A 24,523-nucleotide genomic window follows, 5' to 3' on the forward strand; every position below is an offset into this window, starting at 1 on the left:
AAGAAATCCGATGAACAAAGCAAAATTTGGTCCGATGCTTTTAGCATTGGCCCTTTTTGCTGTATTCCTACTTATTCCGACGCGCTTTCTACTCCCGCTTTTAAGTGACGAAAAAGTAGAACAAGCTGCAACTTCTTTAAAAGAAGAAAAGATTCAAAGTATGATTTTACAGCAAAAGATGTTAGCAGACTCGAAATACCTTCCGATGTATGGTTCATCGGAATTCGCACGTATGGATGCTTACCATCCATCAAATTATTTCAAAGTAAAGCCTGAAGGATTCACACCATTCCTACTTGGACGTGGCGGAACACAAGACCTTGTACATGTATTAAACTTTGCATCTACAATGGATCAATTGAAAGATAAGAAAATGGTATTCGTTCTTTCTCCGCAATGGTTTGTACCACAAGGTATTGATGAAACACACTTTGCACCTAACTTTTCAAAGCAACAAGGTTACCACTTCATTTTCAACGATGATGTAAAACCTGAAATGAAAAAGCAAATTGCAAAGCGTTTATTAAACTTTGAGATCGTTAAGAAAGAAACTTTATTAAAAATTTCGCTTGAAGGTATCGTTTACGATGATACAAAGCATAAAGTAAAAGCACTTGCTGCTAAACCTTTCGCTTATATTTATCGTAACATTTTAGATCGTAAAGATTTATTTACAGCTATGTTTAATATTAAACCGCATAAAGAAAAACTTGATCCTTCATTAAAACAAATGAGCTGGGAAGAGGCTCGTAAACATGCAGATCAAACAGGTGCAGCAGAATCTGGATCTAACAATTACGGTATTGAAGATGGTTACTTCAACAGCAAAATCAAGAAAAAATTAAAGCAACGTGAAGGCTACTTAAAAAATGATGCTTATGATCAATCGCCAGAATATGAAGATTTACAAATTGCACTTGATTTATTAAAACAATCTGGTGCAAAACCACTCTTCATTTCTGTTCCTGTAAAAGGTCCTTGGTACGATTACGCTGGCTTCCCGAAAGAACGCCGAGAATTGTACTATAAGAAAGTTCATGAGCAAATTGAGAAAGCTGGCTATCCAATTGCTGACTTCTCAAATCATGAGTATGATAAATACTTCTTAAAAGATCACATGCACTTAGGTTGGAAAGGCTGGGTTTATATCGATGAGGCCATCCAACAATTTTATAAAGCAAACTAATGAAAAGACCGCTTGAATTATTCAAGTGGTCTTTTTCTATATACATTTTGCAATTGTTCAATTGTGTTATCTGCTTCTTTCATCACTCTCTCCACTACATGCTGAGCTGATTCTATTCGTGCTAATGATGACGCTTGTCCTGCCCAAAGTGACATATATTCTCCATTATTTTGCTTTGCTGCTTGTTGGCGTATTTTAGAGGTTAATACATTTTGCACCGGATACATCGGAAGGTCTTCTTCTTTCCCTTCATGCTTCTCTATAAATTCATTACGAATACCTCGTGCATATTTCCCGGAAAACGCACGAGTCACAGTTGTACTCGTATCTGTACTACGTAAAACCGCTTTTTTATACACGTCATGCGTAATACTCTCTTCACTCGTTAAAAAGGCTGATCCCATTTGAACAGCTTCTGCTCCCAGTGTAAATGCAGCAACAAGCCCTTGCCCGTTCATTACACCACCTGCTGCAACAATCGGGATATGCGGAACTGCTGCTACTAGCTGCGGAATTAATGCAAACGTACCAATCATAGCGTCCTGTTCTTTCCCGATAAACGTTCCTCTATGCCCTCCTGCCTCGCTGCCTTGACCGACAATAATGTCTACTCCTAATTCAGCAAGCACTTTCGCCTCTGCCACATGAGTAGCTGTGCCGATGACTTTTATTCCACTTCTTTTCAAATCATTTATCTCTTCTTTTTCTAACGTTTGAAACGCAAAGCTAACGACTGGTACTTTTTCTTCTACTAACACTTGTAATTGTTCTTTATAACTTTTTGGAAGCTTTACTTGCTCTTCTTCCTCTATACCGAATTCTCTATTCACTCCGCTAAGTAATCTCTTTGCCAAGTTTATCTTCTCTTCTTCTATCTGTATCTCTTTTGTTAAAAGTAAATTAACACCGAAGGGCTTATCTGTTAGCTCCCTTATTGTATAAATTGCTTCACGAATTTGTTCTGGGCTCATATAGCCTGCTCCAAGCGTTCCTAATCCTCCGCTATTACTCACAGCTGCAACGAGTTCTGGCGTCGTAATCGCACCCGCCATACCGGCTTGAATGATGGGATACTTAATTTGTAATGTATCTATGACTCGACTTGTAAACATTGTTTCTCCTCCTATTCTCTTTATATCTTCTTTATTTGACAAACTTTTCCCTTCTTTTACAAGGATTGAACTTCCTATGAAGCGAATATATTGAAAGTGAAGGAGGCTGAAAACAATGATATATCCAAATGCATTACAACAAGGTGATACAGTAATGATTATTGCACCGTCCGGGCCACCAACAATTGAAAATGTATTAAAAGGTGTAAAGGTATTACAAGAAATGGGTTTATCTGTAGTAATCGGGAAGAGTGTTTATGAGAAATATGGATATTTAGCTGGAAGGGATCAAGTCCGGCTTGATGATATACATGAAGCATTTTCAAATCATGAGGTAAAGGCCGTTTTCTGTGCACGGGGTGGTTACGGTAGCGCTCGTCTCCTCCCTCACATTCAATATGAAATCATTCGGCAAAATCCAAAAATCTTTTGGGGATATAGCGATATTACAGCTTTACATACTGCCTTTTCACGTTATGCAAAGCTTATTACTTTTCATGGCCCAATGGTTGAAGAATTAGGGAAAGGGGTAGATTCTCTTTCTTTATCTTCTTTCAACCAACTATTTCATCCGTATTCAACCATCTTATCTGCTTCAGAATGTATCGTACCTAGCTCTTCCCGTACAGTTACAGGTCAGTTAGTTGGAGGCAATTTAGCGGTGTTAACGAGTATCATTGGCTCCTCCTACGAGATAAATACAGCCAATAAACTTTTATTGCTTGAAGACATTGGGGAAGAACCGTATCGCGTTGATCGTATGTTAAATCAGCTACTTTTATCTGGAAAGTTTCATGAATGTAGTGGTGTTATTTTTACAAGTTGTCATGACTGCACTCCTTCTAAACCATCTCAATCATTGCAAACAATACTATATGAATATTTCACTTCATATGCTATACCTGTCCTATTCGGTTTACCGATTGGACATATAAGCCCAAACATCGGAATCCCTCTTGGAGCTACAGCGACAATAAATACAAATAATAAAACACTCTCTATTTCTTCTGGCATAGCCACTCCGTGTTCAAATTAAAAAGGAAAAGCAATTCAGCTTTTCCTTTTATCCCGCTTTAATGGGCAGTAAGACCCCCACATCAAAATTCAGCGAAAGTAAAGAAGTTAGGTGGGGGTCGGGCTGCCCATTAAAGCCCGATTGGTTCAACTAATAATCAGTGGGGGATGAAGAAAACCCCCACTGATTAAAGCTTCACTTTATTTATAATAGTTAAAAATTCGTCCAGATGCGATATCTGCAATTTCTTCTGGAATAAATGTTTTACTTATATCAGTACCGACATTTAATACTGCTGTAGCATCTTTCTCAATGCTACCAAATAATTCTTTCCCACGTATCGTAATAAGGGGTGTTCCTTCTGGCAATACATCTTTCACAAATTCCATTTGTGTAAAGAACGGAACGATCCATCTACCCTCTCCTTGGAAATGACGCAAACGAAGTATCCCTTCTGTTGCACCTTCCTCTGCTTCTAATGAGCCAGCAACATAAAACTCAGTAGATAAGAGCAATTCATAAAATTCCTTTTGCTTTTGTTTGTCATCCCCTGCTACAACAAGTACTTCTTCTATTCTCTTTACCGGAATTTGCTCCATACGATGCCACCCCTATTTTTAAAATGATTGTACTTAGATTATACGAAATATTCTTATTTTTTTCTACATAATTCGCAATTATTTTCTTAAAATAATTTCAATACTTCTTTTGTCGTCATAATTGTAGCAAACTCTTCATGTAAATTTACAAGTGTCATATTATGAATATCTTCTGCACTATACTCTTTACCATCTAGACCATTACGGTTAAAAGTAGCCGTCGCATCACTCACTAAATATGTTTTAAATCCTAAATTCCCTGCCATTCGTGTCGTAGTCTCCACACAATGATTTGTCGTTAATCCTACAATCACTACTGCATTACATTTGTTCTCTCTTAATTGCTCTTCTAAATTTGTCCCAATGAATGCGCTATTAACAGATTTTTGAATAACCACTTCACCTGGTAGTGGTTGCAACTCTTCTTTAAAGTTGACTGTTTCCGCTCCCTCATAAAACATCGACTGATCATTTTCTTTATTTACATGTTGAATATGAAAAACTGGTCGTTTCCTTTTTCTCCATTCTGCTAACAAAATTCTCATATTTTCTTCAGCAAAAAGATTATTTCTCTCACCCCAGTATGGTAATTGAAACGCCTTTTGTACATCAATTATAATAAGTGCTATTTGATTATTCATCATTTTCTCCTTCTTTCGGCTGTAATTGAAATAGAAAACCAAATTGTTGTGACGCAGTAATAAAACAAATATACGCACAAAGCTCTACAATTTCTTTTTCCGTCCAGTATTGTTTCAATACATGAAACATATTATCATCTATCGCCTTTTTGTCATGAATAAATGTATGCGCAAAAGTAACTGCTACACCAATTTCTTCTACCTTTTGCATATCATCAGGCCTTCCCTTCGCCATACAGTACGGGCATTCATTCCCATACGCTAATGTTCTTCTCACTTGCTCCTTTAACTCTGCTGAAAGAGTTCCTTTATTGTATAATGTATTTTCTAATGTACTCCACGAATGTAATATTTCCGGATTATGACCTAATAACCTTTGAAACTTTGTATCTCCTACATTTGATAATGAAATTCTCTCCATTATTTTTCCTCCTATTCCCTTCAGTTTTATTGTAAAATAAATAAAGTTCTCTTTACATTTCATATGAATCTTAATTTATATTTTTCCTTTACAAAAATTATCATTTTACTGGAGGTATATTTACACATGCAACTAGATCGTGTTGATCGAAAAATTTTAAATGAATTATATAATGATAGTCGCCTTTCCATGCGTGAATTGGCGAAACGAGTAAACTTATCTGCTCCGTCTACTGCAGAACGTGTTCGTAAGCTCGAAAGTGAAGGCGTTATCCAAAAATACACAATCGATATCGATTATAAAAAAGCAGGACTTGTTTTAGACTGTATTTTAGAAATCACTTTAAAAAACGGGGATACAACGCGTATGCAACAGTTTATTCAGTCTTATCCGTCCGCAAGTTTTTGTTACCGCGTAACAGGAAGCTTATGCTACATTGTAAAAATTTCTGTTCCTTCACTCGTTGAACTTGAAGAATTTATTAATGATGTTTCTTCATATGCAACGACTGTTTCTCATATCGTATTATCAGAAATATCTCTTACTCCTGATATTGAACATATCTTTCCAGAAGATTAATTAATTTTTATTCATAAAATATATAAAAACCCCTTACAATAAGAATAAAAATAATATATTATGTATTAAAATACATATAGTTCGAGAAAGGGGTTTTACATTGAAAATCTGGTTTTATGAAAAAACGGCACAATTAGATGACTTGCTTGGCATTTGGGACAATGTTCCGACTATCCCTCGAATTGGTGAAAAAGTTGAGATTTTAAAAGCAGTCCGCACTGTTACAGATATTAAATATGTAAAGAACGGCAATAATTTTCGTGTGGAAATTATTACAAAGTAAAAAGTAGCTCACAAGGAGCTACTTTTTACTTATCTATCATGCGCTTTCTTTATAACGATTTTATCGTCTTCTACAGATACTGTTACATAATCATTTTCTTCTAACCCGAGCTTATTTACAGCCTCATCTGGTAGCTCTACAGCCATCAATCTATCTGTTACAATCACTTGACTATACACTTCATTTTCTTGTGATGCACTCACTACTTTTTCCTCATTTATGAAGTGCACTGGTGGCACACCCACTTCTTTTACCGTACGCCATTGTTTCCAAACGTAAGGAATTAACCAAAGTAATCCAACAACTGTAAGACCGATACCGATCCATAAATTACTTTGCGCTTGTAATTCAGGAATTGAAATTGCGCTACTCTCTTCTCCGCCAACAAATTGCATACTTGTTGCAATTAAATTATTTAGAGCGTGTACAGCGATATTCGTCCATATATTTTGTGTCTTTATGTATAAAAGACACATAACAACACCAAACATGAACGCACCAATAACATCAAAATGTCCTAAGCCAAAAATAATGGAAGATATAATGACAGCTTTTTTAATCCCCCATTTATAAGCCATTCGCTGTAAAAAGAAGCCCCTAAAAATAACCTCTTCCATAATTGGTGCTAATACACATGCTGAAACGAAAGTAAATATCGTCATATATATGTTACTCGTATTAATAACATTTCCGTCTTCTAACATAGTAACTAAGAAATTCGGTAACGTATGTGCTAATATGTAAAATTGAATATGAGATATACCGACTGAAAAAATCATTCCCATTATCGTTGCTAATACAATTAATCCCCACGGTAAACGTCCTGGCTTATCAAAAAAACTATTAAATACAACATTATTTTTATTGGTTTTTACGTATAACCAAAATAACGGAAATACAAAAAACACAGTTATTTGTGAAATAACCTCCGTTGTATTCTCAGAAACATTTGATAGACCTAATGGGATCATCGTAAGGAACAGCCCTATGATCATCCATCCAAAAAAGCTACGTAGCCTTATACGTGAAAATGCATAATGCATATAGAACACCTCCAAAGTTAGTAAAAGTAAATGGGCGGATAACTACATTATAATATGAATATAGTTGAACTCTTCCTATTTTTCTCAATTACTTTCAAACAACATATCTATTAAAATACTATATTACTGCTCTTCAAGTTGCACTACCTGAGCAAGTTATGTAATAAAAATCCCCGTTTTTACAAGCGGGGATTTCTTTTATTATAATACGTCACGTTTTTGGAATAATGCACTTGATGCTACAAGCAATACAACAAAGTATGCAGCTACAAGTAATAATGAAGTTGTAAACGTAAATTCTGTGAATGTAGGTTCTACTCCGCCACTAATTAATTTATTGCCATCGTAAGCTCTTAAATCCAAATGGAAGAATACTATAAACTTCGCTACGCCTTTTGCAAACATCATTAATACCATATTAATTGCTCCTTGTAAGAAGAACAGGAACATCGTAATAATTAATGGTAATACAGATTTTCTAAATACGTTTGCTAAGAAAAATGCAAGCGTCGCAAAGAAGAGCGGTGAAAGTACTTGATATAAGGTAGATTTCATTACGATTCCTAACGTTAATTCTGTTTTACTACCATCCATTACAATTAATCCAATAATCATAGCAATTAACGTACTAGCAAATATGATAAATACTATAGTAAGTAACACTGTAATATATTTAGAGAATAAAACTGTCATTCGTTTTCTTGGACGGATTAATAACTGCTTAATTGTACCTTTTTGGAACTCATCCGTAATCATACGCGAAGCAATCGTAATGCCAAAAATTGTTGCAAACAAAGTAATTAAACCAATCTCTGAACTTGCAAAATCTAAATAGGATCCTTTAAATTCACTTCCATCTCCCCATTTCAGCATCGCTAAAACTCCCAAAATCTCCAATACTGCAATAACACCAATTAAAATATACATTCCTTTTTTCGCATGCAGCTTTAAAAATTCATTTTGAATTAATTTAAACATTACGCTTTCACTCCCCCTGTAATCGCTAAGAACTCATCCTCTAACGTTTTATTTTGAACAGTAACTCCGTATACAAGCACATCGTCATTCACAAGTTTCTTTACAAGTTGCGGAATTTCTTCTTTCGTTACAGATACTACAATGACATTTCCTTGCGCCTTACCTTTAATGATTTCATTTGCTTTCTGTACTTGATCTACTTCAAACGCTACAACTACTGTCTCATCATGTTTTGCTTGTTCATGTAAGTTGTACTCTTGTACAAACTCACCTTGCTTAATAATAACGACGCGATCACACATGAGTTCAATTTCACTTAATAAGTGACTTGATACGATTACAGCAATATTCTCTTCTTTCGCTAGACGTTGTAAATAATCACGAATTTGGCGAATACCAGCTGGATCTAATCCATTTGTTGGCTCATCTAAAATTAAAATTTTCGGCTGATGTAGTAATGCCTGTGCAATTCCTAAACGCTGTTTCATACCAAGTGAATATGTTTTCACCTTTTTATGAATCGCATGCTCTAATTCAACCAGTTTTACAATTTCAGCAATGCGCTCTTTACTAATTGGTGTAATTGCCATGTTCGCAAAATGCTTTAAGTTTTGCATTCCTGTCATATAATCATATAGTTCAGGATTTTCTACAATCGCTCCAATTTTCTCTAGCGCCTTTTCACGCTCCGTACGAATACTATGACCGCAAATTGTAATATCACCCTCTGTCATTGAAATAAGACCTGTCATCATACGGATCGTCGTTGTCTTACCGCTACCGTTTGGTCCAAGGAACCCGTATACTTCCCCTTCACGAACTTCAAATGATAAACCACGAATAATTTCCGTTCCACCAATTTTTTTTCGAACATTCTCTAATTTTACTACTACGTTTCCCAATGCTGATTCCTCCTTTAGACTTCTAGTTTTTTATCGATTATGCGACCTGTTATATAAACAAGTAGAATAAATATTCCTATAGAAAAACTAAGGCTATATAAATTCATAAGTTTTTCCGGATAGAGAAACACATCCGCTCCTGATGGTTCATCTATATATACTAATTTTTTTATTAGAGGTGCAGCAGGTGCAAGACCGCCCAACATTCCATATATAGTACCTAATAATTTTGTTACTAGTAAAAATAAGAAAAATACCATTGGATATTTTAACTTCTTCTTTTTCAAAGAAAACACTTTAACGCTTGCTACTGAAAAAAGTAATACTAGCAATATGCTAGATAAATTAAATACATATAACATAGTACTAAAGAGGTGCTTTAGTGGATTGAATACACTTTGAGTAAATAATACTTCATAGAGCTCTGTACCTTTTATTATTTTCATAGAAATACCATATAAAAAAATAGAACCCATTAATTCAAAAATAAGTAAATAAATTACAACGTATAACAATATTGCTAAAACAATCTTTTTACCCGATATCGATGTTAACCGAAATAATGTGCTTTCAGTCATTTTTCCAAATGCAGACACCGCCTGAATAACTATCATTGCTAAAAAAGTTATATATACTAGAATAACGAAACTAACTATAATTGTTTGTCTTACTTCTCCTGATTCTTGCTTAATATAATTCCCCAAACTTACGAAAGCTACAGCGATAACGAATATAAATGATAGCAACGAAATAATAATTTGCTTTTTATTTATATTGTACATGTATATTAAGCTCGGCTTCATCTACTAAACACCTCCTTAAACACATCTGTGACCGCTTTCCCTCTTTGAAAACGTAATTCTTCTACATTTTCATACAATACAATTTCCCCATCTTTTAAAAAGATTACTTCATCAAAAATATTTTCAACTTCATTTATTAAATGAGTCGAAATTAGGATTGTACAATCTTCTCTATAAAATTGTAGAATAAGTTCCAGTACGTGTTCCCTAGAAATGAGATCAATCCCTCCCAACGGTTCATCTAGTACGTATAACTTCGCTTTCCTCGAAAATGTTAAAATGATTTGTAGCTTTTCAACCATCCCTTTTGATAAAGCTGTAATTTTTTCTTCTAACGGTATTTTAAACTCCGCAACCGTATCTACCGCTTTTTGAATGTCGAAGTCTTTATAAAAATCGCGGTAGAAAAATATAGAATCTTTTACTGTCATCCAATCATCAAATACTGGTTTATCAGACATAAAAGAAACGATTTCTTTCGTTTCTAACCCTACCTTTTTACTAGCGATTGTAATACTACCTTCAGAAGGGTGCTGCAGACCAGCAATCATTTTCAATAACGTCGTTTTCCCGCTCCCGTTATCTCCAACAAGTCCAACAATTTTTCCTTCGGTAATCTCTATGTTTAATTCACGAATCACTGCTTTTAATCCGTATCTCTTCCATAAGTTTTCTATTTTTAATAGCTCTGTCATTCGCTCTCCTCCCTTTTCTCATGTAATGAAGAACGAAGAATTGTAAGAATTTCTTCTTCTGAAAAACCTAAATTGTCCATTCCATCTATAAAAGAGTGAAGTAATTCTTTCGCCATCTCTTTTCGCAGCTCCATAATTTTCTCCCCTTCATTCGTTACATATCGTCCCATTCCCCTACGTGTTACAACAACCCCATCTCGTTCTAGCTCTTGAAATGTACGCTGGATCGTATTTGGATTTACTTGTAATTCACTCGCTAATTCACGTACAGAGGGAATTTTATCACCAGGCAATAAATGTCCTGTTACGATTTCTTTTTTTATGTATTCCATTACCTGAATGTAAATTGGTGTATTTGGAGAAAACTCTATTTTCATTTCTTCCCTCCTTTTGTATCGGTGTACTAGTTAAATAATACACCGATACAAAAGGATTGTAAATACCCATTTACTTACAAAAAGATTCTATTCGTTAGCTGGATAGAATTTTTCAAACAGAAATCGTTATATGAAAATAATAGTGTTATGTAAACAAAATCATAAAGAAAAGCTGTCTTATCAATGAATAAGACAGCTTTTCTTTATGATCATATATTAAAAATTAAACACGAAGTCATCATCAGATAACTTTTCAACGTTCGTTGCTTTTACGTAACCATTTCCTTTTACAGAGAAGAAATCATGGTTTTTCGTATCTGTACGCAAACCATTTAAAACGATTGGGTTAATTTCTTCTTCTTCAAACTTCGGCTCAAGTCCTAAGTTCATAAGTCCTTTATTCGCATTGTAACGAACGAAACGATTTACATCTTCTACAAGACCGATAGAAGTGTAAATTTCTTCTGTGTATGCCATTTCGATTTCATATAGTTCCATTAATAACTCTTGCGTTTCTTTTTGCACTTCTTGTTGATCTTCTGCAGAAAGTTCCGCGAAGATTTGTTGTGCTAAAATACCGACGAATACGCCGTGAATTGACTCATCACGAATTATTAAGTTAATAATCTCACCACTCGCCGTCAGTTTACCTTGACCAGCTAAGTAAAGCGGATAGAAGAATCCACTATAGAATAAGTAACTTTCTAAGAACACACTTGCTACCATTGCCATGTATAACTCTTTTTTCGTCACTTCAGGTTTTAATAAACGACGATAGTAACTCGTAATAATACCAGCCTTTTTCTCAAGTAACGGATGAGTATCTACCCAGTCAAAAATCTCATCGATTTCTTCTTCAGTAGCTAACGTCGTGAAAATATGACTGTAACTCTTCGCATGTACTTCTTCCATTGCACCCATGAAAGCTAATACACTTTTCGCTTGTAAATTTTCAAGGTGAACAAGTACAAGTGGCATCCCTTCGCCGCCTTGTTTCGTATCTAAAAGTGTTAAACCACCTAATACACGCTTATAAGCAACCTGCTCTTCTTTTGATAATTGCGCCCAAGTATTTTTGTCAGAAGACACTGCGATTTCTTCTTCTGTCCAAAACTGAGCGATGTTTTGCTTCCAAAACATTAAACTAAAATCATCTTCTTTTTTGTTCCAGTTTACCGCACGCATTCAATCGCCCCTTCTCTAAATATGATAACTAAGCATGAGCAGGGTTCAGAAAACCCTGCTCATCATGTCTCACTTTTTATATTAAACGGTACAAGCCACACACTCTTCCACGCTTAATTTACGCGTTCTCGTATAATACAGACTCTTTAAGCCTTTTTTATGTGCATAGATGTAGTAACGTGCTAATTCACGTGTTGAAATATCACTATTAACGTAAAGAATTGTACTAATCCCTTGGTCAATATGTTCTTGAATTTCTGCGATTAAATCAATTAATTTAAACTGATTCATATCGTAAGAAGATTTATAGTACCAGAACGTATCTTTTGATAAATACGGCATTGGATAATATGTTGTCGCATTCGCATACGTTCTTGATTCGATTTGACTTACGATCGGCATTACGCTTGAAGTTGCATTTTGAACGTAACTGATTGATTGTGTTGGAGCGATAGCAAGACGATATGAGTTATATAAACCATTCTTCTGTACTTGCTCTTTTAAACTTGTCCAATCTTCTTTTGTTGGAATATGAATTCCTTCAAATAATTGCTGAACTTTTTCAGTTACTGGACTGTAATCTGTCGTTTCATACTTTTCAAAGTATGTGCCGCTCGCATAATCAGATTTATCGAAGTCTTTAAATGTCTCGCCTTTTTCTTTAGCGATTTCCATACTTTTCTCAATAGAGTAGTAATTTAACATCATAAAGAATGTACGAGCGAATTCTTTCGCTTCTGCACTTTCATAAGCGATTTTATTTTTTGCTAAATATCCGTGTAAGTTCATTGCGCCAAGTCCAACGGAATGAAGCTCATCATTAGCTTTTTTCACAGTTGGTGCATTCGGAATAATCGTCATATCAGAAACAGCTGTTAAAGCTTCCATTCCCGCATGAACCGCTTCACGAATTTCTTTGTTTTCCATTACATTTACGATATTTAACGATCCTAAGTTACAGTTAATATCACGACGAATAATGTCATCTGTACCGTAATCATTTATTTCAGAAGTTTCTTGAAGCTGGAAGATTTCTGTCTCGAATGTTCAACCGAGTTCGCTACTCCTCAGTCCGTTGCTCATGCAACTGCTGTATGTCACCATACAGGACAGACTATATCATCACCTACAGCATTACCTGATTAGGTGCTCCGCTTTTCGAACGCCAATCGCTTGCGCTCTACTCCCATAAGGGATAGTCGTTAGGCTTTTACTTATCTTAATCTTTCAGAAAGTCTCTTATTACTTTATGTTGTCCCATAACTCTGCTATACAAAATAATAAGATACATTCTGAACTTTTATATTTTCATTCTAAGATAAGATTTAGCACGGTAGGTTACCTCAAATTTGAGGCTTTCCCCGTTTAACGGAGTTTTCGACTAGCATTTCTACTAGAAGGTGCTACATATTTAACACAAGTTCGACATCTTCACAGTTCCAATATCCTTCAGTGGATGTTGATTATTTGCATTTGATTTAAACATTAAGTACGGATAACCCGACTCAAGCTGAATCATAGCAATTTTAATAAGCATATCACGTGCACTAATATCTAGCGGCTTCTTCTTCACTTTCGGATTGCTCATTAATTCATCGTACATTTCATCGATATCAATGTCATCTAAATGCTTTCCGTATTCTTTATACACCGTATAAGGCGCGAAAACATGGAAAGGTTCGTTTTTCTCAGCAAGCTCAAAGAACTTACTTGGAACGATAATTCCGATTGATAGAGACTGAATACGGCTCTTCTCATCGGCATTTATTTTTTTCGTATCAAGGAATTCAATAATATCCCAATGGAAAATGTTTAAGTATACTGCGCCAGCACCTTTTCGTTGGCCAAGTTGATTCGCATATGAAAACGAATCTTCAAGTAATTTCATAACAGGTACTACACCACTTGCAGCGTTGTCGATACCTTTAATTTGCTCACCGCGTGCGCGTAGCTTAGATAAGTTTAAAGCTACTCCTCCGCCGATTTTTGATAATTGCATTGCAGTATTAATGTTAAAGCCGATTGAATTTAAGCTATCATCCATCTCTAACAAGAAACAAGACACCATTTCTCCTCTTCTGCTTCTTCCTGCATTTAAAAAGGTTGGTGTCGCTGGTTGGTAGTTTTGTTTGACAATCATGCTTGCGAATTGTTTTGCCTTCGCAACATCACCGCGTCCTAAGTATAATGACACAATTGCTACACGATCTTCATAGCTTTCTAAGTATTGTTTTTGATCATTTGTTTTTAACGCATAATCTTTGTAGAACTTAGATGCTGCCATATAAGATTGGAACTCGAAGTTTTCACCATAAGCGATGTTATATACCTCTTCTACTTCCTCCAAGTTATACTCGTCCAGAACGTTGTAATAGTAATCATGTTCTTTCATATACTCCATTCGCTCTGCCACGCTATTAAAATGAACGGTATTCTCTCTAGCTTCTTCCATAAAGACTTCTAATGCCTCTTTATCTTTATGAAGCTGATAAAAACCGTCCTGCATTTGCGTGATTTCATTATTCAGTTCAATGTGTCGCAATCTCCCGCACCCTTTCCTTAAAATATTCTACATCGTTATTTGTTCCTGATAACTCAAATTTTGATACAATAGGCACTTCATATTTAGCAGAAATTTTGTCAGCACTTGCACCGAACATGTCTCCCCAGTTACGATTGCCGCTTGCAGATACGCCTTTTAATTTTTCATTATTGCGCTCTAAAAATTCTAAAACACGTTCTGGTACATTGCCAAAACCTGTTGTATACGTAATTAAAATAAAGTCTTCATCTATTACTAGATCTTCACCAATTTGAACGGCCGGCATATTTAATTTGTGGATGAAACGCTTCACGTTTCCTGTCATAGAATCATATGCAACTAACATTTCCGACCCTCCCTTTTCAATCTATACTCTCTGTATGTTGTTTCTTGATTTCTCTATATATTGTATTACGTTTCAAAATAAGACACAAGATATATGTATAAATTCTTTCTTTTTTTAACTTTTACTTTTCGACAAGACCGTCGATTTTTTTCAATACAATGACTATGAAACAACATTCTAAAACTCATGTCAATAAAGTGCTTTTCAAAAAAGTTGTCAACGAATTTAACCTTATTTTTAAAAAAGTTAACAATATATTTTGTCATAAAACGGCAAATGCTGGAGGAATATATTTCTCCAGCATCACGCAAAAAAGAACAGACATGAAACGATAATCTGTTCTAAAAAACGATTACATTTATCAACTTTACTTTATTAAATATTATACATATACTTTCGATTCGCGTTACATACTAAAAGATAACTATTATAGAAAAAGATTATTATTATGGAAATTCAACTTATTTATGAAAAGATTATGCAGAGTGCTCAATACGCAAAATATCTTTTACAAATATATGATGTGGATTTTCATCTTTATCAATCATTGTACATACAGGAGCTTCTTCATCAAAGTACACAATCATTCCTTCAACGTACTGACATGTATGTTGAACTTGTACAGTTACTTTAATTTCTACAGCCTCTTCATATGCTCTTTTTATTTTCTGAAGCATTTTTGTCGAACACTTTCTTTTCTCTGGATACATGACCATTCCCATAAATCGGTTGCCGGCTCTATCTTTCCACATATAATCCCAATGCGGTAATATGCCTTGTTTAAAATCGCCCATAAGTCTCCTCCCTATATTCTTCTAGTTACGAACGTGGCGTTTCTGAGTATGTATAAATGACTTGTCCGCCGCGCTGTGCGTTACCAATGAAATGTTTAAAGTCTTCTCGATTTACTAAAACTTCTCTGAACGTATAAAATACATCTTTCGTAACAACATACTCCTTTATTTCACCATTTTTCAGCTGATCCAAAATTGTATTTGCTAATTCTTTATCCATGTATTTCACCTCTATGCAATATTTTATTTTAACTTATATTCTATAGGTCAACAACTGTAAAATTATCCAGATGCTATACCTTCATTTCATTTTCATTATTTTTCAAAAGATATCTCTTAATTATATGTCCACTAAATATCATATACTAACATAGCTACTTCTCTATATCAAACATTTCGACATTCAATTATGCAAAGTTTCACACCGCTATGCTACAATATATGAATAGAACTAGGAGGGATACTATGATTCGGAAAGCAAAAAAGACAGATGCGAAACTGGTAGCACCTTTATTGTATAACGCTCTGCACGAAATTGCTGAAAAAATCACAGGTAGCACAGTTGAGACAGAAGTATTACTAGGACTTGAAACATGGTTCTCAAAAGAGAAAAATCGACTGAGCTATGAAAACTGTTTTGTATATGAACAAGACGGGGATGCAGTTGGAGTTATTGTCGCTTATCACGGTAGTGAAGCAACAATGCTTGATGCACCAATCGTACATCACTTAAGAGAATTACATAAAGATGAATCGATTACGTTAGAAAAAGAAGCCGAGCTTGATGAATATTACATTGATACTTTATCCGTTTCAAGTGTATATGGCGGAAAAGGAATTGGTTCTAAATTAATTGAAGCTGCTGAAATACATGCAACTGAAAAGGAGTATGAAAAAATCGCATTACTTGTTAATTTAGAAAACAAACGTGCCTATTCACTATACGAAAAACTAGGTTATAAAAAAGATCAAATCGTTATGCTTGTAGGCGAACCTTATGCACATCTCGTAAAACCATTAAACATCAAAATTTCTATATCTTAAAAAAAGCACACGATTTATATAAATCGTGTGCTTTTATGTTAAATTCGTATTTAATACATTTCCATTCATCGCCTCATGAAACGTATATGTTGTACATCCCCATGGCTCTCTGTGCAAAATAGGAGAACCAGACCATCCCATCGCTCTCAGTTCGGCACCAATCATTACATTCACATAATTATGACCTACAAGAGCAATACTTCCATGTACGAGAGCGTAACGATGTAATAAGTAAGCCGCTTGTCTCGCCCTCTCTCTTACTTCCTTATAAGACTCAACATCTTTATGGTAACCAAGTATCCATACTGTTCGTCCGATAAACATCCATACGTTAGGTTTACACTTCAACCATTTTGGAGCATAAAAGCTCGTCGGAACTGTAGCTTCTCTAAAGAGAGAATTTTGTATAAACGATAAAGAATCCATTAATTCAGCTGCTGACTGTACAGCGCACTTTTGATCACTCGTTACAATCAATTTTGCCGCTTCAACCGCTTCCCTTGTTTCCGTAGGTATTGGTACTTTTTTTGTTATAGTATGTAAGTCATATCCTTTCATCCATTCATGAAAGGATGTAACCGTCATTGGTTCTATAGTACGATTTAAGCGACCATGACGAATAAAAGAAATCTTCATTCTTTCCACTCTCCATTCATCACTTACGAACTTTATTATGTACTATTTTTACATATCATACCACGCAAAAAAAGAAAGTTATACACCTTTACATATCCCCGCCACTCTCATGTGTGACCCCAGCATGTATACCATCCATCCCATCAAAATATGTAGTCGTTTCATGATGACGAATCTTTTTTAAATGTATATAAGAAAATACAAATAAAATTAATGCTATAACACTCCCCACAAATTCAAACATCATTTTACCGCCTCTAATTTCTCCCACTTTAATAGGTTATTGTATTTCTTTATTATAACTCTATATAAAGATTTTTGCATTTCTCCTATTTCTTCTCAAAAAACATGGCTTTTCTACATATTTTCTTACAAAAAGTGAATATTTTTCGAATTTTTACTTTGAAAACATTTACAAAACAGGAAACATAGTTCAAAATAAAGGAAAATAAAAAATCCCAAATTATTCTTTTTTGGAAAAACTGTAACAAGGAGAGTTGCTTATGCAGATCGCAGAAACTGGAGATATCATTGAATTTAAAGGTGGAATGCAAGGCCGTGTTCAAAAAGTAAATCAAAACTCTGTTATTGTAGATATAACAATTATGGAGAATTTTAGAGAACTAGATATGGAACCTCTTACAGTTGTTAGTCATAAAAACTATACTGTCATTAATCAAAATGCATAATATAATAGAAAGAAAGGATCTGTATAACATACAGATCCTTTCTTTCTATTATATATTAACGATTATCAATTGTTTCTGGATATAAATCATGGTTCATCATGCGGTAGTCAGCCATTTGTTCATACTTCGTTCCTGGGCGACCGTAGTTACAGTAAGGATCAATTGAAATCCCTCCACGTGGTGTGAATTTACCCCATACCTCGATGTAACGTGGATCCATTAATTTAATTAAGTCATTCATAATAACGTTCATACAATCTTCGTGGAAGTCACCATGATTGCGGAAACTAAATAAATATAGTTTTAAAGATTTACTCTCTACCATTCTTTGTTCTGGAATGTAGCTAATATAAATTGTCGCAAAATCTGGTTGGCCTGTTTTCGGACATAAGCTTGTAAATTCAGGACAATTGAATTTTACAAAATAATCACGGTTTGGATGATTATTATCAAAAACCTCTAAAATTTCTGGGCTATATTCAAATAAATATTTTGTATTTTGATTTCCTAATAATGTTACATCTTTTAAATCTTCATCTAATCTTCCTGCCATTTTAAACATCCCTTCTCATTATACTCCGCGTTTATTTCCCCATACTAACGCATGAAGCTGCGGCAATACTTTTGCATTATTCATTTCTTTGCAGTTAACCGCTTTTTCAATAAGCCACTCATACTTATCTAATAGCTTTTTAATCAACATCGCATCATCCACAGTTTTTGTATCATCATTTCCTACTTGTAAGAAAAATGGTACATCTGGATAACGTTCGTGCATCTTAACTGCATACTCAAAATCATAATCGTCAAATACTACTACCTTTAAGCTAATATCTTTTCCTGCTAGCTTCTGAATTACATCATCTAACTTCTGAAAATCAGTATTCATCGTCGAGCTTGGCGGCTTCGGAGAAATCGTTATTTCATCAATTTCAAGTAACCAATCTTGCCATTTGCTCCCTTGCGTTTCGATTGCCGTTCGCATTCCATTCTCTTTTAATATAGAAAGAAGAAACTCAATATTTTTCAACAATACCGGATTTCCACCTGAAATCGTAACATGAGAAAAATTTTCGCCGCCAATTTCTACAAGCTCATTCCAAACGTCTTCTGCTGTCATCTGTCTAATTTGATCTTTAGCCGATCCATCCCACGTAAAAGCAGAATCACACCAAGCGCAGCTATAATCACAGCCAGCTGTACGGATAAACATCGTCTTTTGTCCTACAACCATTCCTTCACCTTGAATAGTCGGACCAAATATTTCTAAGACAGGGATTTTACTCATCGAGCATCCACTCCCGTCTTACTTCTGCATAACTAGTCGGAGTCTCAAATAGACGAACAAATTCAACACGAGCTCCTTTATATTCATTCACACGATTATCTTTTGTTAACGCTTCTGCCATCTTTTCATAAATCCAAACGACCATATTTTCAGCAGTTGTATTCATCGCTGGTAACGTTTCGTTTAAATAACGATGATCTAAATAAATTTCTATTTCATTCTTCCAAATTTCTTTTATATCTCCAAAGTCAATTGCAAGACCGATTTCATTTACATATCCACTAATCCCAAATACAACTTTATATGTGTGACCATGTAAGTTTTTACATTTCCCTTCATAACAGTGTAAATGGTGTGCTGCATCAAATGTAAATTCCTTGCTGACCATTACTCGTTTATTATGATATTTGAGCTGTTTACGCTGAATATCCTTGTCCATTTTTTGCAAATTTTCTACGATGCGAAATCCAAAGAAATTATCCATTAGTTACTCGCTCCTTCGCGTTCTTGTAGGTACGTATCTAATCCTGCTTTACGAAGTTGACATGCTGGACATTCACCGCAACCATCACCAATGATTCCGTTATAACATGTTAATGTTTTTTCTCGAACAAACTCGAATGCTCCAAGTTCATCTGATAATTTCCATGTTTCCGCTTTATCAATCCACATAAGTGGTGTATGAATCACAAACGGATAATCCATGGATAAATTTAAAGTAACGTTTAACGATTTCACAAACACGTCACGGCAATCTGGATAACCACTAAAATCAGTTTCACATACACCCGTTACAATATGACGTGCTCCAACTTGTTTTGCTAATACAGCAGCAAATGATAAGAATAGTAAATTTCGTCCATCTACAAACGTCGATGGTAATTCCCCTTCTTCATGTGTAATCTCCATATCCGTTCTCGTTAACGCATTTGGAGCAAGTTGATTTAATAGACTCATATCTAGTACTGTATGTTTAATTCCTAGCTCTTTTGCAATTTCCGCTGCACAATCAATTTCTAACTTATGACGTTGATTGTAATTAAACGTTACAGCCTCTACTTCTGCAAACTGCTCCATTGCCCAAAATAAACATGTCGTACTATCTTGTCCTCCACTAAAAACAACAACTGCCTTTTCTTTTTTCATTTCACTCATTCTCCTTCTCTACTACGAATAAGAAGAAAGAACGTTCTTGAACTGTCACAATAAAAAAACAAAACAATACCTAAAGATATTGTTGTTTCCATAGTTTTTTATAGAGGGAGTTCGCGAACCTCTCCCGTGCATTGCACGGAATTCCTTCTTTCATTGACAAAGCTTATTGTAACATATTGTATACTACCAGAAAAAATTTCTGATTTTTCCGCTATTTCTCATTTCATTTCTTTCATTTTATAGTATGATTAATTTACTATAAGAAGAGAGGAGGCATCCCACTGAAATCCTTTATTATTTATCTCTTTCTAAATATATTATTCATCCTTGTTACAATGCTCGTATACCATTTATTTTGGAATCAAAAAGGGAAACGCTCTCCTAAATTAAATTCAGCTATATTTATTGTATTATGCTGCCTCGTTACTATACTATGTATCACTTTCGCAGCAAAAACAAATTATGGATTTCAATTTGATATGCGTCATATCGTATTAGTTGTCGGTACATTAACCGGAGGTCCTATTGCTGGTGGATCAATATTAGTTGTATTAAATATATATCGCTTCTTATTAGGAGGAATAGGTGTTTTCCCATCGCTTATCGGTTCTATCCTTCTATTTATTGTTCTACTATTTACATATAAATTTTTCAATCGAACTTCTAATCGTATAAAAATAATACTCGCTATTATATACAGTCTCACATACGGATTGAGTTGGATACCTTTCTTCCTTTCAAAGGTTACAAATAAGACTGATTATATACCACATATTATTGTGTATGAGTTATGTACGATACTTGGTACGATTCTTATTTTATATTTACTACACATATTACAAACTCAAGTTCGTCTCCAAAACGAACTTATGAATGCTGAAAAATTTCATTTAATTGGCGAAATGGCAGCGTCCATCTCTCATGAGATTCGCAATCCGTTAACTTCAACAAAAGGATTTTTACAACTTTTGCAGTCAGGTACATGCACTGAGCAAGAGCGAAAATTATATATTGACATAGCCATCAACGGAATCGAACAAGCAAATCACGTTCTTACAGATTATTTAACCTTTGCAAAACCAAGTATTGAAAAAGAACAAACATTACAGTTAGAAGAAGAACTACTGCATGCATTATCGTTAATTACACCGCTTGCTAATTTAACAAATGTGCGTACACATTATATAAAGCAAAGTACTTCTTTTTTTATCGCGGGAGAAAAACAAAAACTAAATCAATGTTTGTTAAATATTTTAAAAAACTGCATTGAGGCCATGCCAAAAGGCGGTGATCTTTATTTCACATTAGTTCCTGATCATAAGCATATTCAATTATATATAAAAGATACAGGAGTTGGTATGGATCAAGAACAAGTAAAACGTCTTGGATCCCCTTTCTATTCAACAAAAGAAAAAGGTACTGGTCTTGGAATGATGGTCGTATTCAGTGTTGTGCAAGCTATGAACGGAAAAATTGATATTATAAGTGAAAAAGGTACAGGTACAACTTTCTTATTAACTTTTCCACTCATACAAAAAACGTGATGAAATACTCATCACGTTTTTTCTGTTCCTTCAACTAATTCAGCAAAAGCTTTCACTTTTCCATGTGGTTTTTGATTTTCTTTACGTGCTTTCCAAGCGCGCTCTTCTTCTTTCTTTTTATTGGACATACTTTTCAACTCCTTCTTTTCTTTCTCTCTGTAGTATTCCAAAATAAGAAGAAAAACTATGCACATATGAAAAAGAAGTGGTCTCCCACTTCTTCCTAATTATCGCTGTAAAATTGCGTGTTTCGCTTCTTTTAACTGCGTAAGATGTCTTTGTTCATGCAAATCAAGAAATTGAACCCACTGATATAAATTCAGATCATTAAAAACAGGATGCTTTAACCCATTTTCAAATAGGTCTTTTTCATCTATAACGCTATGAAGCGCATGTAATAGTTCTTGTCGTGAATGTTCTAGTAATTGGATTCCTTGCTGTTTTTTCATTAGCGTTTCTGTTGGTTTCATTTGCTGAGGAGCTTCTCGTTTATGTGTGCGATCCAGCGTAAGTTGGAGGTCTTTAAATGGAGTCGTGTTTCTTTCATTTTTTTGTAAGGCATATACAAGGGCAGACGTGACAGATTGTTCAACTAAATGCAAGTGATGCAAAATTTGAATAATACTCCATTTATCACGACGTGGCTTTACATTCACTTCTGTATCATTTAACATTTCAATTTCTGACAATAGCGTGCTTCGGGTAGACTGTAATGAGTTCACTAAACTTTCTAAACTCACATCCATATTAGATTGAAGCATACTTCTTTCCCCCCTTTTGTTGGTGAAAAGAGGCGCTCCTTATTAGAAACACCTCTTTAGTATTCTGAATTTTCTTTTATTATCTCATCATTTTCTCATTATGTCGATGTTAAACATGTGAAAAAAAGCGCATGTTTTTTACAATTTTGTGTCGTCAATTGCTTGTAGCCATGCTTCAATTTCTGTAATAACACTTTTCACACAGCCTTCAGTAAATGGTGATGTTAAATTGGCAACTTCTACTAATTCCAAGAATGATTTACTTCCACCTTGTTGGCACAGATTCACATAATCTTCCCACGCCTCTTGTCTATTATCTCTTGCACGTTTCCAAAATTGCAGTGCACAAATTTGTGCTAACGTGTAGTCAATATAGTAGAACGGCGAGCTATAAATATGTCCTTGACGTTGCCAGAATCCACCGCGCTCTAAATAATCATTATCTTCATAATCACGATGCGGTAAATACTTTTTCTCTATATTACGCCATGCTGTCTTACGATCTTCTGGTGATGCTTCAGGGTTTTCATATACATAATGTTGATATTCATCAACAGATACACCATACGGTAAAAACAGAAGTGCTGAACTTAAGTGAGAGAAGTAATATTTATCTGCATCTTCTTCAAAGAATAACTTCATCCATGGCCATGTGAAGAATTCCATACTCATAGAGTGAATTTCACACGCTTCATATGTTGGCCAATTATATTCTGGAATTTCAAATTTACGACTTTCGTATACTTGGAAAGCATGGCCTGCTTCATGTGTTAATACGTCAATATCACCAGACGTTCCGTTAAAATTCGAGAAGATAAACGGCGCTTTATAATTCTCAATATATGTACAATATCCACCGCCAGCTTTTCCTTTTTTCGCAACTAAATCTAATAAATCATTATCTAACATGAAATTGAAAAATTCATCTGTTTCAGCCGATAACTCTTTATACATCGTTTTTCCATGATTAACAATCCAATCCGCATCTCCTTTTGGAGTTGGGTTACCTGTAGGGAATTCAAAGTTTTCGTCGTAATATGCTAACTTCTCTACACCGATACGTGCTTGTTGACGTTTTCTTAATTCCGTTGTAACGGGAACGATATAATCTAGCACTTGCTGACGATAATTTGCTACCATTTCCGCATTATAATCTGTACGGTACATTCTTGCATATCCAAGTTCAACAAAGTTTTTGAAACCTAAAGATTTGGCGATTTTCGTTCTCACTTTAACAAGCTCGTCATAAATACGATCTAACTCTTCTTCATTCTCAGCTAAAAATCCGTAATACGCCTCACTTGCTGCTTTACGTTCACTTCTCTCTTTCCCTTGCATAAATGGAATAAGCTGTGATAAAGTTCTTTCTTCTCCTGCAAAATCAATTTTTGCAGATGCTAATAATTGTGTATATTGTGAAGACAATTTATTCTCTAATTGTAAATCCTTCACGACTTCATCAGAATATGTTTTTAAATCACACTCCGCAAGAGCAAATAATTGCTTCCCATAATACGCTTCTAATTCTTCACGGAATGGAGAATGAATTAACGCATTATAATACTTTGTACCATATCCTTGTACAACTGGAGAGAATTCATCAAAGAAATCTTGCTCTTTCTTATAAAAAGCATCTGTTGTATCAACAGAATGACGAATGTAACAAAGATTCCCCATTGTACCAAAATCGTTACGAATTTCGTTAATTGAATGAATGACTTGTTTTTGTTCCTCTACAGTTTTTGCGTTATCAAACCTCTCTAAAGCAGCTGTAAACTTCTCTTTTAATTCTTCAATATTTGGCCTTTTATATTCATAGTCTTTAAATGACATGAACGAGCCTCCTCTCCATTAAATGCATCCTTTACTATAATTCAATACTTACTTCCAAATCTCCTCTTATTC

At 34.7% G+C, this 24,523-nt stretch carries 31 protein-coding genes, 1 pseudogene and 1 riboswitch; of the genes and pseudogenes, 7 read left to right on the forward strand and 25 right to left on the reverse strand.

Going from position 1 to position 24,523, the window contains the following annotated elements:
- The first annotated feature begins 10 nt into the window (after positions 1–10).
- On the forward strand, positions 11–1,186 hold the full coding sequence (gene dltD / locus PDQ40_RS16170; protein ID WP_001030285.1) for a D-alanyl-lipoteichoic acid biosynthesis protein DltD: 1,176 nt from the start codon (positions 11–13) through the stop codon (positions 1,184–1,186).
- Positions 1,187–1,203: 17 nt separating this feature from the next.
- Here the strand turns inward: dltD and PDQ40_RS16175 are convergent, their stop codons facing one another.
- On the reverse strand, positions 1,204–2,298 hold the full coding sequence (locus PDQ40_RS16175) for an NAD(P)H-dependent flavin oxidoreductase (protein ID WP_000495260.1): 1,095 nt from the start codon (positions 2,296–2,298) through the stop codon (positions 1,204–1,206).
- 115 nt (positions 2,299–2,413) lie between these two features.
- Here PDQ40_RS16175 and PDQ40_RS16180 point away from each other — a divergent pair, with 115 nt between their 5' ends.
- Positions 2,414–3,334 carry a S66 peptidase family protein gene (locus PDQ40_RS16180; RefSeq protein ID WP_000640088.1) on the forward strand — a complete coding sequence of 307 codons (921 nt, stop codon included), beginning with the start codon at positions 2,414–2,416 and terminating at the stop codon, positions 3,332–3,334.
- Positions 3,335–3,513: 179 nt separating this feature from the next.
- Here PDQ40_RS16180 and PDQ40_RS16185 read toward each other — a convergent pair whose 3' ends face one another.
- From PDQ40_RS16185 to PDQ40_RS16195, 3 genes are all read right to left on the reverse strand, one after another.
- The gene (locus tag PDQ40_RS16185) at positions 3,514–3,912 is read right to left on the reverse strand and encodes an SseB family protein (RefSeq protein ID WP_000435208.1); all 399 of its coding nucleotides are present in this window, start codon (positions 3,910–3,912) and stop codon (positions 3,514–3,516) included.
- Positions 3,913–3,998: 86 nt separating this feature from the next.
- Positions 3,999–4,553 carry a cysteine hydrolase family protein gene (locus tag PDQ40_RS16190; RefSeq protein ID WP_001064616.1) on the reverse strand — a complete coding sequence of 185 codons (555 nt, stop codon included), beginning with the start codon at positions 4,551–4,553 and terminating at the stop codon, positions 3,999–4,001.
- A complete protein-coding gene (locus tag PDQ40_RS16195) occupies positions 4,546–5,037 on the reverse strand; it encodes a carboxymuconolactone decarboxylase family protein (protein ID WP_001997023.1) in 492 nt (163 codons plus the stop codon). Before PDQ40_RS16195 ends, PDQ40_RS16190 begins: the two co-directional genes overlap by 8 nt.
- A gap of 63 nt (positions 5,038–5,100) precedes the next feature.
- Between PDQ40_RS16195 and PDQ40_RS16200 the strand changes: the two genes are divergently transcribed.
- Both PDQ40_RS16200 and PDQ40_RS16205 read left to right on the forward strand, forming a co-directional pair.
- Positions 5,101–5,553, forward strand: a complete 453-nt coding sequence (locus PDQ40_RS16200; protein ID WP_001175495.1) for an Lrp/AsnC family transcriptional regulator — start codon at positions 5,101–5,103, stop codon at positions 5,551–5,553.
- Between the two features lie 100 nt (positions 5,554–5,653).
- Positions 5,654–5,836, forward strand: coding sequence for a DUF3913 family protein (locus tag PDQ40_RS16205; RefSeq protein ID WP_000707103.1), 183 nt, complete (start codon positions 5,654–5,656; stop codon positions 5,834–5,836).
- Between the two features lie 29 nt (positions 5,837–5,865).
- Here the strand turns inward: PDQ40_RS16205 and PDQ40_RS16210 are convergent, their stop codons facing one another.
- The 12 genes and pseudogenes from PDQ40_RS16210 to PDQ40_RS16265 form a co-directional block, all read right to left on the reverse strand.
- Positions 5,866–6,879 (reverse strand): CPBP family intramembrane glutamic endopeptidase, encoded by a 1,014-nt coding sequence (locus PDQ40_RS16210; RefSeq protein WP_000558794.1) that lies wholly within the window; start codon positions 6,877–6,879, stop codon positions 5,866–5,868.
- A 201-nt stretch (positions 6,880–7,080) separates the two neighbouring features.
- Entirely contained in the window at positions 7,081–7,857 is a 777-nt protein-coding gene (locus tag PDQ40_RS16215; protein ID WP_000475445.1) for an ABC transporter permease, read from the reverse strand.
- Positions 7,857–8,759 (reverse strand): ABC transporter ATP-binding protein, encoded by a 903-nt coding sequence (locus tag PDQ40_RS16220; protein ID WP_071741614.1) that lies wholly within the window; start codon positions 8,757–8,759, stop codon positions 7,857–7,859. The genes PDQ40_RS16215 and PDQ40_RS16220 overlap by 1 nt, the downstream gene beginning before the upstream one ends.
- A 14-nt stretch (positions 8,760–8,773) precedes the next feature.
- Positions 8,774–9,562, reverse strand: coding sequence for a hypothetical protein (locus PDQ40_RS16225; RefSeq protein ID WP_000804797.1), 789 nt, complete (start codon positions 9,560–9,562; stop codon positions 8,774–8,776).
- Entirely contained in the window at positions 9,559–10,257 is a 699-nt protein-coding gene (locus PDQ40_RS16230) for an ABC transporter ATP-binding protein (protein WP_000137737.1), read from the reverse strand. The genes PDQ40_RS16225 and PDQ40_RS16230 overlap by 4 nt, the downstream gene beginning before the upstream one ends.
- Positions 10,254–10,634, reverse strand: a complete 381-nt coding sequence (locus tag PDQ40_RS16235) for a GntR family transcriptional regulator (RefSeq protein WP_000687513.1) — start codon at positions 10,632–10,634, stop codon at positions 10,254–10,256. Before PDQ40_RS16235 ends, PDQ40_RS16230 begins: the two co-directional genes overlap by 4 nt.
- A gap of 216 nt (positions 10,635–10,850) precedes the next feature.
- A complete protein-coding gene (gene nrdF / locus PDQ40_RS16240) occupies positions 10,851–11,819 on the reverse strand; it encodes a class 1b ribonucleoside-diphosphate reductase subunit beta (protein ID WP_001203021.1) in 969 nt (322 codons plus the stop codon).
- Positions 11,820–11,900: 81 nt separating this feature from the next.
- Positions 11,901–12,851 carry a ribonucleotide reductase gene (locus PDQ40_RS16245; RefSeq protein WP_073536430.1) on the reverse strand — a complete coding sequence of 317 codons (951 nt, stop codon included), beginning with the start codon at positions 12,849–12,851 and terminating at the stop codon, positions 11,901–11,903.
- Between the two features lie 382 nt (positions 12,852–13,233).
- Positions 13,234–14,361 (reverse strand): annotated as a pseudogene (locus PDQ40_RS16250) (ribonucleotide reductase N-terminal alpha domain-containing protein); the annotation flags it as partial.
- A complete protein-coding gene (nrdI, locus tag PDQ40_RS16255) occupies positions 14,348–14,707 on the reverse strand; it encodes a class Ib ribonucleoside-diphosphate reductase assembly flavoprotein NrdI (protein WP_000959450.1) in 360 nt (119 codons plus the stop codon). The pseudogene PDQ40_RS16250 and the gene nrdI, both read right to left, overlap by 14 nt.
- 476 nt (positions 14,708–15,183) lie before the next feature.
- Positions 15,184–15,501, reverse strand: coding sequence for a hypothetical protein (locus PDQ40_RS16260; RefSeq protein WP_000502211.1), 318 nt, complete (start codon positions 15,499–15,501; stop codon positions 15,184–15,186).
- Between the two features lie 25 nt (positions 15,502–15,526).
- Positions 15,527–15,721, reverse strand: a complete 195-nt coding sequence (locus PDQ40_RS16265) for a hypothetical protein (RefSeq protein WP_000356683.1) — start codon at positions 15,719–15,721, stop codon at positions 15,527–15,529.
- Positions 15,722–15,966: 245 nt separating this feature from the next.
- Here PDQ40_RS16265 and PDQ40_RS16270 point away from each other — a divergent pair, with 245 nt between their 5' ends.
- Positions 15,967–16,545, forward strand: a complete 579-nt coding sequence (locus PDQ40_RS16270; protein ID WP_000619530.1) for a GNAT family N-acetyltransferase — start codon at positions 15,967–15,969, stop codon at positions 16,543–16,545.
- A gap of 33 nt (positions 16,546–16,578) precedes the next feature.
- Here the strand turns inward: PDQ40_RS16270 and PDQ40_RS16275 are convergent, their stop codons facing one another.
- A complete protein-coding gene (locus PDQ40_RS16275; RefSeq protein WP_000703127.1) occupies positions 16,579–17,181 on the reverse strand; it encodes a phosphoglycerate mutase in 603 nt (200 codons plus the stop codon).
- Positions 17,182–17,269: 88 nt separating this feature from the next.
- Positions 17,270–17,452, reverse strand: a complete 183-nt coding sequence (locus PDQ40_RS16280) for a hypothetical protein (protein ID WP_001997014.1) — start codon at positions 17,450–17,452, stop codon at positions 17,270–17,272.
- Between the two features lie 232 nt (positions 17,453–17,684).
- Between PDQ40_RS16280 and PDQ40_RS16285 the strand changes: the two genes are divergently transcribed.
- Positions 17,685–17,870 carry a YkvS family protein gene (locus PDQ40_RS16285; protein ID WP_001165081.1) on the forward strand — a complete coding sequence of 62 codons (186 nt, stop codon included), beginning with the start codon at positions 17,685–17,687 and terminating at the stop codon, positions 17,868–17,870.
- Positions 17,871–17,925: 55 nt separating this feature from the next.
- On the opposite strand, the gene queF is transcribed toward PDQ40_RS16285, so the two are convergent.
- From queF to queC, 4 genes are read right to left on the reverse strand one after another with little or no spacing between them, the layout of a single operon-like run.
- Entirely contained in the window at positions 17,926–18,423 is a 498-nt protein-coding gene (gene queF, locus PDQ40_RS16290; RefSeq protein WP_000918895.1) for a preQ(1) synthase, read from the reverse strand.
- A gap of 18 nt (positions 18,424–18,441) precedes the next feature.
- The gene (gene queE, locus PDQ40_RS16295; protein ID WP_000036283.1) at positions 18,442–19,158 is read right to left on the reverse strand and encodes a 7-carboxy-7-deazaguanine synthase QueE; all 717 of its coding nucleotides are present in this window, start codon (positions 19,156–19,158) and stop codon (positions 18,442–18,444) included.
- The gene (queD, locus tag PDQ40_RS16300) at positions 19,151–19,642 is read right to left on the reverse strand and encodes a 6-carboxytetrahydropterin synthase QueD (protein WP_000368413.1); all 492 of its coding nucleotides are present in this window, start codon (positions 19,640–19,642) and stop codon (positions 19,151–19,153) included. Before queD ends, queE begins: the two co-directional genes overlap by 8 nt.
- Positions 19,642–20,304, reverse strand: a complete 663-nt coding sequence (queC, locus tag PDQ40_RS16305) for a 7-cyano-7-deazaguanine synthase QueC (protein ID WP_000711607.1) — start codon at positions 20,302–20,304, stop codon at positions 19,642–19,644. Before queC ends, queD begins: the two co-directional genes overlap by 1 nt.
- A gap of 93 nt (positions 20,305–20,397) precedes the next feature.
- Positions 20,398–20,441: riboswitch (PreQ1 riboswitch) on the reverse strand.
- Positions 20,442–20,648: 207 nt separating this feature from the next.
- On the opposite strand from queC, the gene kinB reads away from it, so the two are divergent.
- A complete protein-coding gene (gene kinB / locus PDQ40_RS16310; protein ID WP_001993722.1) occupies positions 20,649–21,857 on the forward strand; it encodes a sporulation sensor histidine kinase KinB in 1,209 nt (402 codons plus the stop codon).
- An 11-nt stretch (positions 21,858–21,868) separates the two neighbouring features.
- Here the strand turns inward: kinB and PDQ40_RS16315 are convergent, their stop codons facing one another.
- The 3 genes from PDQ40_RS16315 to PDQ40_RS16325 all read right to left on the reverse strand — a co-directional run bounded on the left by PDQ40_RS16315 (position 21,869) and on the right by PDQ40_RS16325 (position 24,451).
- Positions 21,869–21,985 carry a DUF6254 family protein gene (locus tag PDQ40_RS16315; RefSeq protein WP_000066280.1) on the reverse strand — a complete coding sequence of 39 codons (117 nt, stop codon included), beginning with the start codon at positions 21,983–21,985 and terminating at the stop codon, positions 21,869–21,871.
- Positions 21,986–22,084: 99 nt separating this feature from the next.
- The gene (locus PDQ40_RS16320; protein WP_000941973.1) at positions 22,085–22,618 is read right to left on the reverse strand and encodes a DinB family protein; all 534 of its coding nucleotides are present in this window, start codon (positions 22,616–22,618) and stop codon (positions 22,085–22,087) included.
- 138 nt (positions 22,619–22,756) lie between these two features.
- Positions 22,757–24,451, reverse strand: a complete 1,695-nt coding sequence (locus PDQ40_RS16325; protein WP_000008563.1) for a M3 family oligoendopeptidase — start codon at positions 24,449–24,451, stop codon at positions 22,757–22,759.
- Positions 24,452–24,523 lie beyond the last annotated feature (72 nt).

Origin of the sequence: Bacillus cereus group sp. Bc061, from assembly GCF_027715825.1 — a bacterium.
In the GTDB taxonomy this organism is placed as follows: domain Bacteria; phylum Bacillota; class Bacilli; order Bacillales; family Bacillaceae_G; genus Bacillus_A; species Bacillus_A paranthracis.

What these genes read in the sequence shown, in the direction of transcription:
- PDQ40_RS16190 (WP_001064616.1), bottom strand. Translation starts at nt 4,553, where the DNA reads ATGAATAATCAAATAGCACTTATTATAATTGATGTACAAAAGGCGTTT.
- PDQ40_RS16235 (WP_000687513.1), bottom strand. Translation starts at nt 10,634, where the DNA reads ATGAAAATAGAGTTTTCTCCAAATACACCAATTTACATTCAGGTAATG.
- PDQ40_RS16275 (WP_000703127.1), bottom strand. Translation starts at nt 17,181, where the DNA reads ATGAAGATTTCTTTTATTCGTCATGGTCGCTTAAATCGTACTATAGAA.
- nrdI (WP_000959450.1), bottom strand. Translation starts at nt 14,707, where the DNA reads ATGTTAGTTGCATATGATTCTATGACAGGAAACGTGAAGCGTTTCATC.
- PDQ40_RS16260 (WP_000502211.1), bottom strand. Translation starts at nt 15,501, where the DNA reads ATGGGCGATTTTAAACAAGGCATATTACCGCATTGGGATTATATGTGG.
- PDQ40_RS16270 (WP_000619530.1), top strand. Translation starts at nt 15,967, where the DNA reads ATGATTCGGAAAGCAAAAAAGACAGATGCGAAACTGGTAGCACCTTTA.
- queD (WP_000368413.1), bottom strand. Translation starts at nt 19,642, where the DNA reads ATGGATAATTTCTTTGGATTTCGCATCGTAGAAAATTTGCAAAAAATG.
- PDQ40_RS16185 (WP_000435208.1), bottom strand. Translation starts at nt 3,912, where the DNA reads ATGGAGCAAATTCCGGTAAAGAGAATAGAAGAAGTACTTGTTGTAGCA.
- PDQ40_RS16210 (WP_000558794.1), bottom strand. Translation starts at nt 6,879, where the DNA reads ATGCATTATGCATTTTCACGTATAAGGCTACGTAGCTTTTTTGGATGG.
- PDQ40_RS16225 (WP_000804797.1), bottom strand. Translation starts at nt 9,562, where the DNA reads ATGAAGCCGAGCTTAATATACATGTACAATATAAATAAAAAGCAAATT.
- nrdF (WP_001203021.1), bottom strand. Translation starts at nt 11,819, where the DNA reads ATGCGTGCGGTAAACTGGAACAAAAAAGAAGATGATTTTAGTTTAATG.
- PDQ40_RS16320 (WP_000941973.1), bottom strand. Translation starts at nt 22,618, where the DNA reads ATGCTTCAATCTAATATGGATGTGAGTTTAGAAAGTTTAGTGAACTCA.
- kinB (WP_001993722.1), top strand. Translation starts at nt 20,649, where the DNA reads ATGCTCGTATACCATTTATTTTGGAATCAAAAAGGGAAACGCTCTCCT.
- queE (WP_000036283.1), bottom strand. Translation starts at nt 19,158, where the DNA reads ATGAGTAAAATCCCTGTCTTAGAAATATTTGGTCCGACTATTCAAGGT.
- PDQ40_RS16195 (WP_001997023.1), bottom strand. Translation starts at nt 5,037, where the DNA reads ATGAAATGTAAAGAGAACTTTATTTATTTTACAATAAAACTGAAGGGA.
- queC (WP_000711607.1), bottom strand. Translation starts at nt 20,304, where the DNA reads ATGAAAAAAGAAAAGGCAGTTGTTGTTTTTAGTGGAGGACAAGATAGT.
- PDQ40_RS16325 (WP_000008563.1), bottom strand. Translation starts at nt 24,451, where the DNA reads ATGTCATTTAAAGACTATGAATATAAAAGGCCAAATATTGAAGAATTA.
- dltD (WP_001030285.1), top strand. Translation starts at nt 11, where the DNA reads ATGAACAAAGCAAAATTTGGTCCGATGCTTTTAGCATTGGCCCTTTTT.
- PDQ40_RS16285 (WP_001165081.1), top strand. Translation starts at nt 17,685, where the DNA reads ATGCAGATCGCAGAAACTGGAGATATCATTGAATTTAAAGGTGGAATG.
- PDQ40_RS16265 (WP_000356683.1), bottom strand. Translation starts at nt 15,721, where the DNA reads ATGGATAAAGAATTAGCAAATACAATTTTGGATCAGCTGAAAAATGGT.
- PDQ40_RS16215 (WP_000475445.1), bottom strand. Translation starts at nt 7,857, where the DNA reads ATGTTTAAATTAATTCAAAATGAATTTTTAAAGCTGCATGCGAAAAAA.
- queF (WP_000918895.1), bottom strand. Translation starts at nt 18,423, where the DNA reads ATGGCAGGAAGATTAGATGAAGATTTAAAAGATGTAACATTATTAGGA.
- PDQ40_RS16315 (WP_000066280.1), bottom strand. Translation starts at nt 21,985, where the DNA reads ATGTCCAATAAAAAGAAAGAAGAAGAGCGCGCTTGGAAAGCACGTAAA.
- PDQ40_RS16230 (WP_000137737.1), bottom strand. Translation starts at nt 10,257, where the DNA reads ATGACAGAGCTATTAAAAATAGAAAACTTATGGAAGAGATACGGATTA.
- PDQ40_RS16200 (WP_001175495.1), top strand. Translation starts at nt 5,101, where the DNA reads ATGCAACTAGATCGTGTTGATCGAAAAATTTTAAATGAATTATATAAT.
- PDQ40_RS16180 (WP_000640088.1), top strand. Translation starts at nt 2,414, where the DNA reads ATGATATATCCAAATGCATTACAACAAGGTGATACAGTAATGATTATT.
- PDQ40_RS16175 (WP_000495260.1), bottom strand. Translation starts at nt 2,298, where the DNA reads ATGTTTACAAGTCGAGTCATAGATACATTACAAATTAAGTATCCCATC.